The 13,530-nt window shown below is 74.3% G+C and carries 15 protein-coding genes and 1 pseudogene; 13 read left to right on the top strand and 3 right to left on the bottom strand.

Annotation, left to right across the window (positions count from 1 at the left end; all coding sequences use genetic code 11):
* Positions 1–121: 121 nt before the first annotated feature.
* The 9 genes from ACI799_RS11915 to ACI799_RS11875 all read left to right on the top strand — a co-directional run bounded on the left by ACI799_RS11915 (position 122) and on the right by ACI799_RS11875 (position 7,600).
* Positions 122–844 (top strand): LuxR C-terminal-related transcriptional regulator, encoded by a 723-nt coding sequence (locus tag ACI799_RS11915; RefSeq protein WP_456588796.1) that lies wholly within the window; start codon positions 122–124, stop codon positions 842–844.
* 111 nt (positions 845–955) lie between these two features.
* Complete coding sequence (locus ACI799_RS11910; RefSeq protein ID WP_456599885.1) at positions 956–1,744, top strand: ribonuclease HII; 789 nt, start codon at positions 956–958, stop codon at positions 1,742–1,744.
* Positions 1,741–2,061 (top strand): DUF2469 domain-containing protein, encoded by a 321-nt coding sequence (locus ACI799_RS11905; protein WP_347057571.1) that lies wholly within the window; start codon positions 1,741–1,743, stop codon positions 2,059–2,061. The genes ACI799_RS11910 and ACI799_RS11905 overlap by 4 nt, the downstream gene beginning before the upstream one ends.
* A gap of 78 nt (positions 2,062–2,139) precedes the next feature.
* Positions 2,140–2,499 (top strand): YraN family protein, encoded by a 360-nt coding sequence (locus ACI799_RS11900; RefSeq protein WP_456596924.1) that lies wholly within the window; start codon positions 2,140–2,142, stop codon positions 2,497–2,499.
* Positions 2,496–4,016: a YifB family Mg chelatase-like AAA ATPase gene (locus tag ACI799_RS11895; protein ID WP_456613131.1), complete on the top strand. Its 1,521-nt coding sequence runs from the start codon at positions 2,496–2,498 to the stop codon at positions 4,014–4,016. Before ACI799_RS11900 ends, ACI799_RS11895 begins: the two co-directional genes overlap by 4 nt.
* Positions 4,013–5,263 carry a DNA-processing protein DprA gene (gene dprA, locus ACI799_RS11890; protein ID WP_456588792.1) on the top strand — a complete coding sequence of 417 codons (1,251 nt, stop codon included), beginning with the start codon at positions 4,013–4,015 and terminating at the stop codon, positions 5,261–5,263. The genes ACI799_RS11895 and dprA overlap by 4 nt, the downstream gene beginning before the upstream one ends.
* A 31-nt stretch (positions 5,264–5,294) precedes the next feature.
* Positions 5,295–6,233: a tyrosine recombinase XerC gene (locus tag ACI799_RS11885; protein ID WP_456588791.1), complete on the top strand. Its 939-nt coding sequence runs from the start codon at positions 5,295–5,297 to the stop codon at positions 6,231–6,233.
* A 92-nt stretch (positions 6,234–6,325) separates the two neighbouring features.
* Positions 6,326–7,126, top strand: a complete 801-nt coding sequence (gene whiG, locus ACI799_RS11880; RefSeq protein ID WP_456613130.1) for an RNA polymerase sigma factor WhiG — start codon at positions 6,326–6,328, stop codon at positions 7,124–7,126.
* 78 nt (positions 7,127–7,204) lie between these two features.
* Positions 7,205–7,600, top strand: coding sequence for a hypothetical protein (locus ACI799_RS11875; RefSeq protein ID WP_456613129.1), 396 nt, complete (start codon positions 7,205–7,207; stop codon positions 7,598–7,600).
* Positions 7,601–7,694: 94 nt separating this feature from the next.
* Here ACI799_RS11875 and ACI799_RS11870 read toward each other — a convergent pair whose 3' ends face one another.
* Positions 7,695–8,318 (bottom strand): DUF4262 domain-containing protein, encoded by a 624-nt coding sequence (locus tag ACI799_RS11870; RefSeq protein WP_456613128.1) that lies wholly within the window; start codon positions 8,316–8,318, stop codon positions 7,695–7,697.
* 81 nt (positions 8,319–8,399) lie between these two features.
* Between ACI799_RS11870 and ACI799_RS11865 the strand changes: the two genes are divergently transcribed.
* On the top strand, positions 8,400–9,176 hold the full coding sequence (locus ACI799_RS11865) for a class I SAM-dependent methyltransferase (RefSeq protein ID WP_456588787.1): 777 nt from the start codon (positions 8,400–8,402) through the stop codon (positions 9,174–9,176).
* 64 nt (positions 9,177–9,240) lie between these two features.
* Here ACI799_RS11865 and ACI799_RS11860 read toward each other — a convergent pair.
* Both ACI799_RS11860 and ACI799_RS11855 read right to left on the bottom strand, forming a co-directional pair.
* A pseudogene (locus tag ACI799_RS11860) lies at positions 9,241–9,501 on the bottom strand (M23 family metallopeptidase); the annotation flags it as partial.
* A 302-nt stretch (positions 9,502–9,803) separates the two neighbouring features.
* Positions 9,804–10,394 (bottom strand): hypothetical protein, encoded by a 591-nt coding sequence (locus ACI799_RS11855; RefSeq protein WP_456613127.1) that lies wholly within the window; start codon positions 10,392–10,394, stop codon positions 9,804–9,806.
* A 302-nt stretch (positions 10,395–10,696) separates the two neighbouring features.
* Between ACI799_RS11855 and rpsB the strand changes: the two genes are divergently transcribed.
* The 3 genes from rpsB to pyrH all read left to right on the top strand — a co-directional run bounded on the left by rpsB (position 10,697) and on the right by pyrH (position 13,468).
* Positions 10,697–11,635 carry a 30S ribosomal protein S2 gene (rpsB, locus tag ACI799_RS11850; RefSeq protein ID WP_456588785.1) on the top strand — a complete coding sequence of 313 codons (939 nt, stop codon included), beginning with the start codon at positions 10,697–10,699 and terminating at the stop codon, positions 11,633–11,635.
* A gap of 93 nt (positions 11,636–11,728) precedes the next feature.
* Positions 11,729–12,544 (top strand): translation elongation factor Ts, encoded by an 816-nt coding sequence (gene tsf, locus ACI799_RS11845; RefSeq protein WP_456588784.1) that lies wholly within the window; start codon positions 11,729–11,731, stop codon positions 12,542–12,544.
* Between the two features lie 153 nt (positions 12,545–12,697).
* Positions 12,698–13,468, top strand: coding sequence for a UMP kinase (gene pyrH, locus ACI799_RS11840; RefSeq protein ID WP_456588783.1), 771 nt, complete (start codon positions 12,698–12,700; stop codon positions 13,466–13,468).
* Positions 13,469–13,530: the final 62 nt, after the last annotated feature.

Raw genomic sequence — 13,530 nt, 5'->3', positions numbered from 1 at the left:
ATTGCACCGTTCCGGATGCCGATAACGGCTGAAGGAAAGGTTGGAAAAGCATTAAAGCAACCGTTTCACCCTTCCGATGCAGAGATTGAAAAACCTACTCGGAAGTGAAACGGAGTCAGTCGTGTCCGCACCCATGGCGAGCACCGCACGCGGTGTCACCCGCGTGCTCCTCCTCGCCGACGCGCCCGTCCTGCGTCGCGGGTTGGTCAGCATGGTCAACGAGACCGCCGGCATGCAGGCGGTGGGCACGCCCGGCGAGCTGCGGCGGGCCCTCACCCTCGTCGAGACGGCACGCCCCGATGCGGTCGTGGTGGAGCTGGGCTCCGGCCGGCCGGCCACGCTGAACGCCTGCCGCGACCTGCGTCGCCGCTTCCCCCGGGTCGCGATCGTCGCCCTGGCGACCTCGGAGGACCCGGCCGTGGTCAACGAGGCGCTGGCCGCCGGCATCCGCGGCTACCTGATGATCAACACGTCCCCGACGCTGCTCGGCTGGGCGGTCCTGGCCGCCCGCGCCGGCCGGGTCGTCGTCGACCCGCAGATCCGCCGGGTGGAGCCCTCGGCCGTGCCCGCGGCGAAGCCGTTCGCACCCGAGGTGCCGCTGACCCGCCGGGAGCAGGACGTCCTGGACGAGCTGCTCCAGGGGCTGTCCAACCGGCAGATCGGCCGCAATCTCTTCATCAGCGAGGACACCGTCAAGTCCCACGTCAAGGCGATCCTGCGCAAGCTGGGTGCCCGCGACCGGGCCCACGCGGTGTCGCTGGTGCTCTCCAACCGCACGCCGGGCTGCACCTGTGGAGCCCACTCCCTGCCGGCGCCCGCCCCCGAGGCGACCGCCGACCTCTGACCGATCCTCCGACGGCTCCGTGGGCCGGCTCCCGAACTCCTGGGAGCCGGCCCGCGGGGCGTCCGGGGGCGGGCGTCGTCCCCGCGCCCGTCGTCGTACTGTCGTGCCGCGATGGCTGCTCGTCCCACCCACCCTCGATCCGCGCCGGTGGTGCGTGCCCGGAGGACGGTCGCCGACGACCAGCCCGACGCGTTGTGGGACATGGAGCGCGCGCTGCGACGCCGCGGCTTCGAGACCGTCGCCGGAGCCGACGAAGCCGGCCGCGGGGCCTGCGCCGGTCCGCTGGTCGCCGCGGCCTGCGTGCTGCCCGCGGGGCGCCGCGGCCGGGTGCCGGGGCTGGCCGACTCCAAGCTGCTCACCGCAGCCACCCGCGAGCGCGTCTACGAGGAGATCGTGCAGCGCGCCGTCTCCTGGTCGGTCGTCGTCCTGCCGGTCGAGGACCTCGACGCCAGGGGCATGCACGTCACCAACATCGAGGCGCTGCGCCGCGCGGTCAGCACGCTGGACCCCGGCCCGGACTACGTGCTGACCGACGGCTTCCCCGTGCCCGGGCTCGCGCGCCCGGGGCTGGCGGTCTGGAAGGGCGACCGGGTGGCCGCCTGCGTCGCCGCCGCCTCGGTGCTCGCCAAGGTCACCCGCGACCGGATCATGGCCGAGCTGCACGAGCGCTGGCCCGAGTACGACTTCGCGGGCCACAAGGGCTACATCACCGACGTGCACACCGCCGCGCTGGAGCGGCACGGCCCCTGCCCGGAGCACCGGATGCGGTACGTCAACGTCGCCCGGGCCCGCGACCTGCACGCCGCGCGGACCACCCACCTGACCGGTCGCACCGCCATGGTCGATGATGGGGCCATGCGCCCTGTGTCCCGAGCCCTGACGAGCACCGAGGACCGATGAGCACCGAGGACCTCGAGAAGTACGAGACCGAGATGGAGCTGCAGCTCTATCGCGAGTACCGGGACATCGTCCGGCAGTTCACCTACGTGGTGGAGACCGAGCGCCGGTTCTACCTGGCCAACTCCGTGGACCTGCAGGTGCGGGAGGCCGGGGGAGAGATCTACTTCGAGCTCAAGCTCTCCGACGCCTGGGTGTGGGACATGTACCGGCCCGCCCGGTTCGTGCGGAACGTGCGGGTGCTGACGTTCAAGGACGTCAACGTCGAGGAGCTCGACAAACCCGACCTCGAGCTGCCGGACGGCCCGCGCCTGCCCTAGCCGTCCACACCCGGCGGCGTCATCCACAGACCGCCGCCGCCCCTTTGCCCGCCGCCCCCGGAGCGGCACGGTCGAGGGGTGCCTCCCACCACCGAACTCGGCGCCCACGGCGAGCGGATCGCCGTCGCCTACCTGACCGACCGCGGACTGCAGGTCCTCGATCGCAACTGGCGCTGCCGCGAGGGTGAGCTCGACGTCGTCGCCCGGGAGGGCGACGCCCTGGTCTTCTGCGAGGTGAAGACCAGGCGGGGCACCGGGTACGGCTCTCCCGTCGAGGCGGTCACGCCGGCCAAGCAGCGGCGGCTGCGGGTGCTGGCGCAGCGCTGGCTGGCGGCGCACGACGAGCACGCACCGGAGGTGCGGTTCGACGTCGTGGGCGTGCTGGCGCGCCCCGAGCGCCCGGCGGTCGTCACCCACCTGCGCGGGGCGTTCTCGTGACCCTCGCCCGCACCTGGTCGGTCGGTCTCGCCGGGGTCCGCGGCGCGATGGTCGAGGTCGAGGTGGACATCGCCGCCGGGCTGCCCGGCGTCGTCCTCGTCGGGCTGCCCGACGCCGTGGTCCGCCAGTCGGTCGACCGGGTGCGCGCGGCGATCGCCAACGCCGGGGGCGAGTTCCCCGCCCGCCGGGTCACCATCGGCCTGTCGCCGGCCTCGATGCCCAAGCAGGGGAGCGGGTTCGACCTGGCGCTGGCCGCCGCAGTGCTGGCCGCGGCCGGCGCCGTGCGGCGGCGGGCCGTGGACCGGCTCGTGCTCCTCGGCGAGCTGGGGCTGGACGGGTCGGTGCGCGCCATCCGCGGAGTCCTGCCGGCCGTCCTGGCCGCCGCGCGGGCCGGGCACGCGCAGGTCGTCGTCCCCGTCGCGAACGCCGCCGAGGCCGCCCTGGTGGATCGGGTCGAAGTGCTCGGCGTCGGCACGCTCACCCAGCTCGTCGCGCACCTGACGGGCACCGAGCGGCTGGTGCCGCACGGTCGGGGCGCGGTGCCGCCGCAGCCGCCGGTCCCCGACCTCGGGGACGTCGTCGGGCAGGCCGCGGGCCGCCGGGCGGTGGAAGTCGCCGCCGCGGGTGGGCACCACCTCTACCTGGCCGGACCACCCGGCGCCGGCAAGACCATGCTCGCCGAGCGCCTGCCCGGGCTGCTCCCGCCGCTGGACGAGGAGGCGGCGCTCGAGGTCACCGCCATCCACTCCGTCGCCGGCACCCTTCCGCCGGAGGCGCCGCTGGTCACCCGGCCGACGTTCGAGGCGCCGCACCACTCCGCGACGATGGCGGCGCTCATCGGCGGCGGCTCCGGCCAGATCCGGCCGGGCGCGCTCTGCCGGGCCCATCGCGGCGTGCTGTTCCTGGACGAGGCGCCGGAGTTCCCCCGCGCGGTGCTGGACACCCTGCGCCAGCCGCTGGAGCGCGGGCAGGTGACCATCCAGCGGGCCGCCGGCGCCGCCACGTTCCCGTGCCGCGCGCAGCTCGTGCTGGCCGCGAACCCCTGCCCGTGCGCCACCGCCGCCGGTGACACTGCCTGCACCTGCAGCCCGCTGGTACGGCGGCGCTACCAGTCGCGGCTGTCCGGTCCGCTGCTCGACCGGGTCGACCTGCGGGTCGAGCTGCCTCCGGTCACCCGGGCGGCCTGGCTGGACGGGCTGCCCGCCCCGGAGTCCACCGCCGACGTCGCCCAGCGGGTGGCCCGGGCGCGTGCCGCGGCGCGGGAGCGGCTGGCCGGCACCGGCCACGCCCTCAACAGCGAGGTGCCAGGCCGCCTGCTGCGCGAGCCGTTCGCGATCCCGCGCCCGGCGCTGCGGCTGGCTGAGCGGGCGCTGGAGCGCGGCGCCATCTCGGTGCGGGGCTTCGACCGGGTGGTGAGGGTCGCCTGGACGTTGGCCGACCTCGCCGGCCGGACCGTGCCCCACGCCGACGACGTCGCCGAGGCCCTCGGCATGCGGCTCCAGCGGGCGGCGGCGTGACCACCCTCGAAGAGGACCTGGAGGACGCGGCCGCCGCGCCGGCGGTAAGCGGGGTGGTGCACCCGGGGGTCCGCCGGGCGCGGGCGTGGCTGACCCGGGCGGTCGAACCGGGCACCGTCGACCTCTGGCGCTACGTCGAGGACGTCGGCCCGGTCGAGGCGGTGCGGCGGCTCCGGACCGGTGCCGCACCGGCCGGTATCCGCTCGCTGGTCGGCGCCCGCGCGGAAGAGGAAGCAAGCCTGGCCGACCTGCGCCGCGCCGAGCGGTGCGACGCCCGGGTGGTCGTGCCCGAGGACGACGAGTGGCCGGCGTTCCAGCTCCACGCGCTCACGGTCGCGGTCGCGGAGGAACCGCTCGACCGTCGGGAGCAGACCGACCGCACGCTGGCGCTCGTTCCGCCCCTCGCGCTGTGGGTGCGCGGACCGGCCCGGCTCGACGAGGTGACCGCCCGCTCGGTCGGCGTGGTGGGCGCCCGCGCCGCCAGCGCCTACGGCGAGCACGTGGCCGCGGAGCTGGGCCACCAGCTGGGCGAGCGGGGCTGGACCGTCCTCTCGGGGGGTGCCTACGGGATCGACGGCGCCGCGCACCGGGGAGCGCTGGCCGCGGGGGCGCCCACGGTCGCGGTCCTCTCCTGCGGGGTGGACCGCCCCTACCCGGCGGGCCACGGGGCGCTGTTCCACCGGATCGCCGAGACGGGCCTGCTGGTGAGCGAGTGGCCACCCGGCTGCGCCCCGCTGCGGCACCGCTTCCTCGTCCGCAACCGGCTCATCGCGGCGCTGACCTGCGGAACGGTCGTCGTCGAGGCGGCCGCCCGATCCGGGGCCCTGGCGACGGCCGCGCGCGCTCGGAAGCTGGGCCGCCCGGTGCTCGTGGTGCCCGGGCCGGTGACCAGTGCCCTGTCGGTCGGCTGCCACGAGCTGCTCCGGGACGGGCAGTCCGAGGCGGCCCTGGTGACGTCGGCCGCGCAGGTCATCGAGGCGGTCGGCCGCATCGGCGACGACCTGGCGCCCCCGGTCGAGCGCCCGGTGTCCCCGCGGGACGGGCTCTCCGACCTCGCCGCCCGGGTGCTCGACGCCTGCCCGGTGCGCATCGGCGTGAGCCCGGAGCGGCTGGCCCGGACGGCGGGGTGCGACGTCCTGGAGGTGCTGCGGGTGCTGCCCGCCCTGGAGATCGCCGACCTCGTGGAGTGGACCGGCACCGGCTGGCGGCTGGCCCCGCGGGCGAAGCCGCCCGGCGCGGCGGCTTGACCGGGGCCGGGCACCGACGGACGGTGCAGTCGTGGCCACCCCCAGCACCGACGAGGTCCGCGCCGGGCTCCCGCCCGCGCTGGCCGAGGCGCTGGCCGGCTACGAGGAGCACCTGACCGGGCAGCGCGACCTGTCGGCGAACACCGTGCGCAGCTACGTCGGCGACGTCGCCCGGCTGCTGGACCACCTGGCCCGGCGCAGCGGCACCCAGCCGCACGACCTCGACCTCGCCACCCTGCGCAGCTGGCTCGCCCAGGGGCGCACCCGCGGGCACAGCCGGTCGACCACCGCCCGGCACGCCTCGGCGGCGCGCTCGTTCACCGCCTGGCTGCGCCGGGCCGGCATGACCCCCGAGGATGTCGGACAGCGCCTGGTGAGCCCGAAGGCGCTCCGCACCCTGCCCGACGTGCTCGCCCCCGATCAGGCGCGGGCGCTCGTGGAGACCGCGGCGGGGGCCGACGACCCGGCGCGGTTGCGCGACGCCGTCGTCCTCGAGCTGCTCTACGCCAGCGGCATCCGGGTCAGCGAGCTCGTGGGGCTCGACGTCGACGACGTCGACCGGGGCCGCCGGCTGCTGCGGGTGCTGGGCAAGGGGCGCAAGGAGCGCAGCGTGCCCTACGGCGTCCCCGCGGAGCGGGCGCTGGACGCCTGGCTCACCCGCGGGCGGCCGGCGCTGGCCCGGCCGGACTCCGGTCCGGCGCTGCTGCTCGGTCTGCGGGGGGGCCGGCTCGACGCACGCGAGGCCCGCCGCACCGTGCACGCCGCGACGGCCGACGTCCCGGGTGCGCCGGACATCGGCCCGCACGGGCTGCGGCACTCCGCCGCCACGCACGTGCTCGAGGGCGGCGCGGACCTGCGTTCCGTACAGGAGCTGCTTGGCCACGCTAGCCTCGCGACGACACAGATCTACACGCACGTGACGGTCGAACGGCTCCGTGCGGTCCACGCCCAGGCGCATCCCCGTGCCTGAGGCGGGCGGCCGGAGGGCGGGACCTGCGGCGGCAGTCATGACCACGCGGGACCACGGACGGTGCCCGCGCAGCACGACCGAGGAGCGCGACCGTGTCTGAGGCAACCATCCATCGCATCGACGGGTCCGATGACGACCGCGATGCCCTGCTGGCCGACCTGTGGGCGCGGTACGTCGAGGGCCGGGACTCCGGGCTGCGCGACCGGCTGATCCTGCACTACGCGCCGCTGGTGAAGTACGTCGCCGGCCGGGTGGGCAGCGGTCTGCCCGCACACGTGGAGCAGGCCGACCTCATCTCCTACGGCACGTTCGGGCTGATCGACGCCATCACCCGCTACGAGCCGACCCGCGAGGTGAAGTTCGAGAGCTACGCGATGGCGCGCATCCGCGGCGCGATCATCGACGAGCTCCGCAACACCGACTGGATCCCGCGGTCGGTCCGCGTCAAGGCGCGCGCCTTCGAGCGCACCGTCGCCGAGCTCGAGAGCAAGTTGCACCGGACGCCGAGCGACGAAGAGGTCGCCAACGCCATGGACATGGACGTCGAGGACATCCGGAAGTTCCTCGGCCAGCTCTCCCTGGTCAACGTCGTCGCGCTCGACGAGCTGCTCACCGACGACGACGGCGGCTCCCCGCGCCTCGGTGACACGCTCCGGGACCCCAGCGCGCTGGACCCGCAGGCGATGGCGGAGCACGGCGAGGCCCGGCAGCTGCTGGCCCGCGCCGTCGAGCAGCTGCCCGAGCGGGAGAAGGTCGTCGTCTCCCTCTACTACTTCGAGGGCCTGACGCTCGCCGACATCGGCCGGGTGCTCGGCGTGACCGAGAGCCGGATCTGCCAGCTGCACACCAAGGCGGTCCTGCACCTGCGCACCAAGCTCGCCGACATCGCCTGAGGCCGATCCCCTGACGACAGCTGGGCAGTCGTCTTGCCTCGGCAGCACGGCAGCGGTTCGTCATCTCGTGCGTCCGCGATGCGCGGCCGCGCGCTGCGGTCCCGGCGATCGCTGCGGGTGTGGTCCGCCGTGCTCGCGGTGGCCACCGCTCTGGTCCTCGCCGCGCCCACGTTGCGGCTGGCGTTCGACGAGGGCGCCGTTCCGCCGTCCTCGGACACCCCCGCGCTCCCCACCGGTGTCACGGTCGCGCGGGAGGAGGTGGCGTGCGGGTCCGGTGGCTGCTGGCGCGAGCTGACATTGCGTGGGCCCCGCGGTCAGTCAGCCGCGGACCTGGCGGCGAGCGTCGGCCTGCCGCAGGAGGTGTGCAGGGCGCGCAGCCTGCTCGATCGGCGCCGCGTCTGCACTGGGATCCACGTCATCGGAGAGCGGGTCCTCCTGTACGTGCAGTTCGACCGGTCGTGGTCTCTCTGGTGACTCAGCACGGCCTCCCCGAGCCCTCGCCCGCGGCCAGGCGCGGCTCGACGACGAGCTCCCGTCCGTCGCCGTGTCCGTGCGTGCGCCCCGGCCCTCAGTCCCCGGCGGGCTCGTCCCCCGTCCGGGGGCCCAGCAGGGGCTGGGTCCCCGGCGGGTTGCGGTGCCCCTCCTGCCAGGGGAGCCGGCCGGTGGAGTCCGGCCACACCAGCTGCAGCGCGTCCACCGAGCCGTGGAGCTGCTCGACCACGGTGAGCCGCTCGGTCTCCTCGACGCGGAGGAACACCACGGGGGAGTCGGCGTCGGTGAGTGCGGTCGTCGCCGCTCCGGGGATGAAACGCGCCCCGGCGCGGACGGCCTCGCCGACCAGGTTCAGGTACTTCTCTGCGGCGGGGAAGGGCAGCCCGACCACGATGACCTCGGGGTGCTGCCAGGCAGCGAGCCCCACGGTGTAGGAGTACCGCGGTTCGCCGGGGTTGCCGCCGCCGTGCAGGACCGCCCAGCCGAACGTGTCGATCACCCGGCGCAGGTCGCGGAGCACCTGGTCGGGATCCTGGCCGCCCTCGACGGGCCCACCCTCGACCGGCTCGTTCGTGGCAGCCGGAGCGCCGGTCGGCTCGCCCGCGCGGGACTTCGCGGCCCGCTTGCGTCCAAATCGCACTCCCCGACGGTAGCGCCGGGTCACCGGCTCGTCGGGGATCTGCGCCTGCTCGCGGTGCACGATCCGTCACCGGCTGTCGGTCGGCGGGATGCGGAACGTCCTATGCTCGGAGCATCGGCCGCGCGAACCTGGAGGCGGCGCGTGCCCATCGACTTCCACGACGCCAGGAACCGGCGGACGTACTCGGGCCGGGAAGTGGACGCCTCCTGGCGCGACACCGTCAGTCGGCTGGTCGAGCCGACGGGCGCCGTGGTCGTGGACGTCGGCTGCGGCGGGGGCCCCTACACCCGCGCATGGCACGAGCTCGGCGCCGTTCGCGTCATCGGCGTCGACTCCAGCCGGCCGATCCTCGTCTCCGCGCGCGCTGATCACGGCGGTCTCCCCGGCGTCGAGTTCACCGTCGGGGAGGCGACCGCCACCGGACTACCGGACGCCTGCGCCGACGTCGTCTTCGAACGGGCGCTGGTGCACCACACGCCCGATCCGTCGGCTGTTGCCGCCGAGGCGTTCCGGCTGCTCCGGCCCGGTGGTACCTACCTCGTTCAGGACCGCACCGCCGACGACGTCGCCCAGCCGGGCTCGCCCGGCCACCCGCGAGGCTGGCTGTTCGAGGTCTTCCCGCGGTTGCTGGACGTCGAGGACCGTCGTCGACCTGACCCCGTGGAGTTCCTGGCGACCCTCACCGCGGCCGGCTTCGGCGACGTCGGCACCACGTCGCTGTGGGAGGTCCGTCGCCGGTATCCAGGCCCGGAGCCCTACCTGGCGGAGATCACCGCCCGCACCGGCCGCTCGATCCTCCACGAGCTGACCGACGGCGAGCTCGCCGAGCTGGTCCAGGCCCTGCGAACCAGGCTGCCCGACGGGCCGCTGGAGGAGGCCGACCGCTGGACGGTCTGGAGCGCCCGGCGTCCGGGCTGACGCCTGTGCCGAGGGGCAGCAGCCGGACCTGCGGAGACCGGAGGAGTGACATCGGGTCCAGGTAGTCCTCACCGCGGCGCAGACCCCAGTGGAGGCAGGCGGGCGCCCGGCAGCCGGTGTGCCCGGTCGCCAGCACGCCGAGCACGGCTCCGCGGGCGACCGCCTGGCCGGCGCCCACCGACGGCGTCACCGGTTCGTAGGTCGTCCGCAGCCCGCCGAGGTGGTCGACGCTGACCACCGGCCGCCCGGCGACCATCCCCGCGAAGACGACCACCCCGTCCCCCGCGGCCAGGACGGGGCAGCCGGGTGCACCCGCGAGATCCACTCCACGGTGCCCCGGCCCGTACCGGTGCGGCGGCGGCTCGAACGGCCGGCCGACCACGGGCTCGCCGGGCAGGGGAGGGCTCCAGATCGATTCCAGCCGGGTCTCGACGACCCGCTCGGGCGCGGCCGCTGCGGGGACGCCTCCGGCCAGCGTCACCAGACCGAGGAGCAAGGCGGCGAAGGGCGCGGCGCGGTAGGGCACCCCTCGATGCTGGCCGCCCCGCGGTCCGGTGGAGGGCGCCCGGCGTCGCCTGTGGACGCCTGTCGGCGCTGTGGACGGCGGGTGGGGCAGCCACCGCCGCGCTACCCGACGGCGAGGACCGCCACGAGCACGCTGACGGGCACCGCGTACGCCACGGCGAGGCCGAGCAGGATCGCGTCCCGGCCGTCGGGCGGGGCGGGCGGGAGCGCGAGGTCGAGCCGGCCCCGCCGGAAGTCCCGTTCCTCGCGTGCGCTGCGCAGCTGCATGGTCACCAACCAGCCGGCGGCCAGCGCCGCGTAGCCCACCCACGTGCCCGTGACGAAGACCGGCACGGTGTCGTGCACGACCGAGTTCCCCGTGCCACCGCGGCCCGGCGGCGGCGCCAGCAGCAGCATCGCGAGGACGAAGCCGCAGATCAGGCCGGTCAGCCACGGGGGATAGGGGGCGCCCCGCGCCCGCCGCTGCTCCCCGGCCACGGTGGCGAGGGCGACGAGCAGCGGGAGCACCGCGGCACCCAGCGCCTCGCTGGTGGCCGAGGGCATGAGGTGGGCGAGCGGGCGGGCCAGTCGGTCGTCCAGGATCGAGGCGGCCACGACGGTGGGCAGCACCCCGAGGATCACGAGCCGGACGGCTCGCTGCAGCCGCGTCTGGGACCGGGGGCTGCGCTCCGTGCTGTCCGGCGCAACGCTCACGGGTGGACCTCCTCGTCGACCGGCGGGACGGGCCGGTTCCGGAGGGGCAGCGTGGCATGCCGGCGGCGATCCGACCGGCGGACGAGCAGCGCCTGTGGACGGGTATGCTGACCGGTGCGGCCCGTGCGAGCGGGTCGACTTCGCGCGTCCTCTTCCCGCCGATCGGCGGGGCAGTCGCCACCTCGGTCCCGGCCCAGCCGGGTGAGTGGTGCCGCAGGGCGCCAGGGCGGTGCACCACCCGGTGCCCGCGACAACCGGAATGCGTGCGGCCTCGGTCGCGCGCGGAGCAGAAGGGCTGCGATATGGCAGTCGTCAGCATGAAGCAGCTGCTCGACAGCGGCGTGCACTTCGGGCACCAGACCCGTCGCTGGAACCCGAAGATGAAGCGCTTCATCTTCACCGAGCGCAACGGCATCTACATCATCGACCTGCAGCAGACGCTCGGGTACATCGACAACGCCTACGAGTTCGTCAAGCAGACGGTCGCGCACGGTGGCTCGATCCTCTTCGTCGGCACCAAGCGCCAGGCGCAGGAAGTCGTCGCCGAGCAGGCGACGCGCGTCGGCATGCCCTACGTGAACCAGCGCTGGCTGGGCGGCATGCTCACCAACTTCCAGACCGTGCACAAGCGCCTCCAGCGCCTCAAGGAGCTCGAGGACCAGGAGCAGACCGGCGTGCTGGTCAGCCTCTCCAAGAAGGAGCAGCTGGTCCTCAGCCGCGAGAAGGCCAAGCTCGAGCGCAGCCTCGGCGGTATCCGCGACATGCAGAAGGTGCCCAGCGCCATCTGGATCGTGGACACCAAGAAGGAGCACATCGCCGTCGGCGAGGCGCGCAAGCTCAACATCCCGGTCGTCGCGATCCTGGACACCAACTGCGACCCCGACGAGGTCGACTACAAGATCCCGGGCAACGACGACGCGATCCGCAGCATCACGGTGCTGACCCGGGTCATCGCCGACGCCGTCGCCGAGGGGCTCATGGCCCGGTCGGCCGCGCAGGCCAACGCCGGTCGTGAGGACGGCGGCGAGCCGGCCGTCGGCGCCGGCGAGCCGCTGGCCGACTGGGAGCGCGAGCTGCTCACCGGCGGTGGCGACGCCGCTGCCGCGCCGGCCGACGCCGACGCCACCGCCACCCCGCTGCCGGAGACCCCGGCGCAGCCGGCCGACGTCACCGTCGGCGAGGTCGCCCCGGTCGAGGACGTCCCCGCCACCACCGGTGGCAAGGAGACCAACGCCGTCTGACGGTCCGGCGCCGTCCTCCCGCTGATCGGCGGGAGGGCGGCGCCGCCGCACGGCCGTTCCACAGCACGCACCACCCGACCAGAGGGAAGAGACATGCCTGCCTTCACCGCTGCCGACGTCAAGCGTCTCCGCGACGCCACCGGCGCCGGCATGATGGACGCCAAGAAGGCCCTGACCGAGGCCGACGGCGAGTACGACAAGGCCGTCGAGCTGCTCCGGGTCAAGGGTGCCAAGGACGTCGGCAAGCGCCTGGAGCGCTCGACCACCAACGGCATCGTCGTCAGCAAGGACGGCGCCCTGCTCGAGCTCGACTGCGAGACCGACTTCGTCGCGAAGAACGCCGACTTCGTCGCCCTCGCCGAGCGGCTGCTCGCGATCGGCCTCGAGAACAAGGCGGCCGACGCCGCGGCGCTGCTGAGCACCGAGGCCGACGGGCAGACCGTCGAGAAGCTCGTCGAGGGCGAGTCCGCCCGCATCGGCGAGAAGCTGGTCCTCTCGCGCTTCGTCGCCTTCGACGGCACCACCGCCGTCTACCTGCACAAGCGGGCCACCGACCTGCCCCCGGCCATCGGTGTCGCCGTGCAGTACTCCGGTGGCAGCGAGGACGCCGCCCGCAGCCTGGCGATGCACATCGCCGCCGCGCGGCCGCGCTACCTCAGCCGCGACGAGGTCCCGGCCGAGGCGGTCGAGACCGAGCGCCGCGTGGCCGAGCAGACCGCCAAGGAGGAGGGCAAGCCCGAGCAGGCGATCTCCAAGATCGTCGAGGGTCGGGTCAACGCCTACTACAAGGACTTCGTCCTCCTCGAGCAGCCGTCGATCACCGAGCCCAAGCGCACGGTCAAGCAGATCGTCGACGAGGCCGGCCTGACCGTCGAGCGCTTCGCGCGCTTCGAGGTCGGCCAGGCCTGAGCCGCACCCGGTACGGATGACCGGCCCCGTTCCCTCGTGGGACGGGGCCGGTCGTCTGTGCGGACGCCCCCCGCTCGGCAGGAGCCGGGCAGCGGGATGCGGCAGGATCACACACCACCGACAGCACCCATCGACCACTCCAGGGATGATTCGTTGACCGACACCACCGCGCCGCTCTCCGCCCCCACCGCCTTCCAGCCGGCCGACGGCAGCGGCTACCAGCGGGTGCTGCTCAAGCTCTCCGGTGAGTCCTTCGGCGGCGGCAAGGTCGGCGTCGACGCCGACATCGTGCGGGGCATCGCGGAGCAGCTCGCCGAGGTCGTCTCGCGGGGCACGCAGGTCGCCGTCGTGATGGGTGGCGGCAACTTCTTCCGTGGCGCGGAGCTGTCCCAGGCCGGCATGGACCGCACCAAGGCCGACTACATGGGCATGCTCGGCACGGTCATGAACTGCCTCGCGCTGCAGGACTTCTGCGAGAAGGCGGGCCTGGAGACCCGGGTGCAGTCCGCGATCACCATGGGCCAGGTCGCCGAGCCCTACATTCCGCGCAAGGCCATCCGGCACCTGGAGAAGGGGCGGCTGGTCATCTTCGGCGCCGGCGCCGGGATGCCCTACTTCTCCACCGACACCGTCGCCGCGCAGCGGGCGCTGGAGATCGAGTGCCAGGTCCTGCTCATGGGCAAGAACGGCGTCGACGGCGTCTACGACGACGACCCGCGCACCAACCCGGACGCCGTCATGTACCAGGACCTGGACTACGCGACGGTGCTGGCCAAGCAGCTGAAGGTGGCGGACGCGACGGCGATCAGCCTCTGCATGGACAACAAGATGCCGATCGTGGTGTTCGACCTGCTGCGCGACGGCAACATCGCCCGCGCCACCGCAGGTGAGAGGATCGGCACGCTGATCAGCCAGCCGGCCTGACGCCGGCCGCACCGGTCGCGCACAGACGAGGACGCCGGCGGGACGACAACCGCCGCAGGAGG

The sequence above is a fragment of the Blastococcus sp. SYSU DS0753 genome, from assembly GCF_054051175.1.
Note: the sequence above shows the minus strand (reverse complement) of the source record. Positions and strands in the feature narration are given on the sequence as shown.